Below are 2536 nucleotides of genomic sequence, written 5' to 3'. Positions count from 1 at the left end.
CCCATGTCCACCGCCCGCCACCACGCCGAATGGCTCTCATTACTCGACATCTCCGGCCCCTTCCTGAGCATGCCGGTGCTGCTGCGTGCCTTACCGCAAGGGTTGAACGAGCCGGATGCCGACCTGACGCGCACGCTGCGCCTGACCTATGAGGAATGGCTCGACGACGCGGGCAGCCTCGCGCCCGACCCGGCGCTGCACCACGCCTGGGTACGCTGGGTGCTCGACGCGGTGCTCGAATTGCCCGATGCCGCCATCCAGGAATCCCCTGATATTGCGGTGCCCATCCCCGAATATGGCGAGGTGCTCCGCCCCGACTTCGCCATCATTGAGCCGGACGACGCACAGCGGACACGGTTGCTGGTGTGGGCGGTGCCGCCGGGGCAAGACCTCGAAAAGCCGCTGCGGGGTGCCCGCTGGAAAACCTCCCCCGCCACGCGCATGATGACGCTGCTGCACGCCAGCGGGGTGCGCCTGGGGCTGTTGACCAACGGCGAGCAGTGGATGCTGGTTGATGCGCCGAAAGGTGAGACGACGGGCTTCATCTCCTGGTATGCGCGGCTGTGGCTGGACGAGCCGCTGACGCTGCGCGCCTTCCGCACGCTGCTGGAAGCGCGGCGCTTCTTCGGCGTGCCCGACAACCTCACGCTGGAGGCGCTGCTCGCCGAGAGTGTCCACGACCAGCAGGAAGTGACCGACCAGCTTGGTGTTCAGGTGCGCCGCGCCGTCGAGGTGCTGGTGCAGGCGCTCGACCTGGCGGACGAAGACCACGGGCGCACGCTGCTGCCGGATGTCTCGAATGCGGTGCTGTATGAGGCGGCGCTGACGGTGATGATGCGCCTGGTGGTGCTGCTCTGCGCCGAGGAGTGCGACCTGCTGCTGCTTGGCGACCCTATCTATGATGAGAACTACGCCGTCTCGACGCTGCGGGCGCAGTTGCGCGAGATGGCCGACGAGCACAGCGAAGAGTTGCTCGAACGGCGCTTCGATGCCTGGGGCCGCCTGCTGGCGACGTTCCGCGCTGTCCACGGCGGCATCCGCCACGACCGCCTGACGCTTCCGGCCTATGGCGGCAGCCTGTTCGACCCGCAGCGCTTCCCCTTCCTGGAGGCCATCCGCGTACACAGCCGCACGGTGCTGCATCTGCTGGAGGCGCTGCAAATCTTGCAGGTGAAGGTGCCCGGTGGCGGCCCCGCCGAGGCGCGGCGGCTCTCGTTTCGGGCGCTCGACATTGAGCAGATCGGGCACGTCTACGAGGGCTTGCTCGACCACACCGCGGTGCGGGCAGAAACCCCCGTGCTCGGGCTGGCAGGCACGAAGGAGCGCGAGCCAGAGATTGCCCTGGCTGACCTGGAAGCCATGCGCGAACGCGGCACGGATGCCCTGGTCGCCTTCCTGAAGGAGCAGACCGGGCGCTCGGAAAGCCCGCTGCGCAAGGCACTCGACTTCGCGCCCGACCTGTACCGCTCGCAGCAGATCCGCATTGCGTGCGGCAACGACGAAGCCCTCTACCGGCGGGTGCTGCCCCTGGCGGGACTGCTGCGCGACGACGACTACGGCAGGCCGCTGGTCATCCCGGCGGGCAGCGTCTATGTGACGAGCGGCACCGAGCGGCGCGCCACGGGCACGCACTACACGCCGCGGAGCCTGACGGACCCGATTGTGCAGCACACGCTGGAGCCGCTGGTCTACCACGGCCCCGCCGAGGGGCTGCCGCGCGAGCAGTGGCGGCTGCGCTCGTCCGTCGAACTGCTCGACCTGAAGGTGTGCGATATGGCGATGGGGTCGGGCGCGTTCCTGGTGCAGGCGTGCCGCTATCTGGCAGAGCGGTTGCTCGAAGCCGAAGAGCAGGAGCGGGTATCGGGTATGTCGGGTATGTCGGGTATCGGGTATAGGGGCGCGGCAACACAGCGAGGAGAAAACACCGATGGCAGTACAGACGTACCGCGACCTGGAAGTCTGGCAGAAGAGCATGGACATGGTGGAGGAGATATACCGACTGACGAAGCGCTTTCCGAAGGACGAGATGTTCGGCCTGACCAGCCAGATTCGGCGGGCGAGCGTGTCGGTTCCGGCGAATATCGCGGAGGGATACGGGCGGCTGCATCGCAAGGAATACATCAACCACCTGTCGATAGCACAGGGGTCACTGCTGGAGGCCGAGACGCATCTTCAGATAGCGGTACGACTGGAATATCTAGATCGGGAGCAGGTGAAACAAGCCTGGGGGCTGATGCAGGACGTGGGCAAGATGCTGCGCCGCCTGATCAGCGCACTCCGGGACTAGCACAGCGGGTATCGGGTATGTCGGGTGTCGGGGATGATTCCAGCGATACCCTATCCCCGATACCCGATACCCGTGCATCATCCGATGATGACGCGCTCGTCGAGGCCCGCCGCCGCGTTGCCGACCGCTGCCTCTACGGGGGGGACAAGAACCCGCCCGCCGTCGAGATGGCGAACCCTCCGCTGTTGCTGGTGACGATGCCGCGGGGGCGCCCCTTCCCCTTCCTCCACCCCGCGCTCACAGGGGGGG

General features: G+C 67.0%; 1 protein-coding gene and 1 pseudogene. Both read left to right on the top strand.

Annotated elements, in window-relative coordinates:
- Positions 1-3: 3 nt before the first annotated feature.
- Positions 4-681 (top strand): annotated as a pseudogene (locus I6U14_RS18200) (restriction endonuclease); the annotation flags it as partial.
- 1246 nt (positions 682-1927) lie between these two features.
- Positions 1928-2287, top strand: coding sequence for a four helix bundle protein (locus I6U14_RS18195; RefSeq protein ID WP_367115604.1), 360 nt, complete (start codon positions 1928-1930; stop codon positions 2285-2287).
- Positions 2288-2536 lie beyond the last annotated feature (249 nt).

The sequence above is a fragment of the Thiohalocapsa sp. genome (genome assembly GCF_019695415.1).
Lineage (GTDB): Bacteria > Pseudomonadota > Gammaproteobacteria > Chromatiales > Chromatiaceae > Thiohalocapsa.
This window is presented reverse-complemented; position numbering and strand designations above follow the sequence as displayed.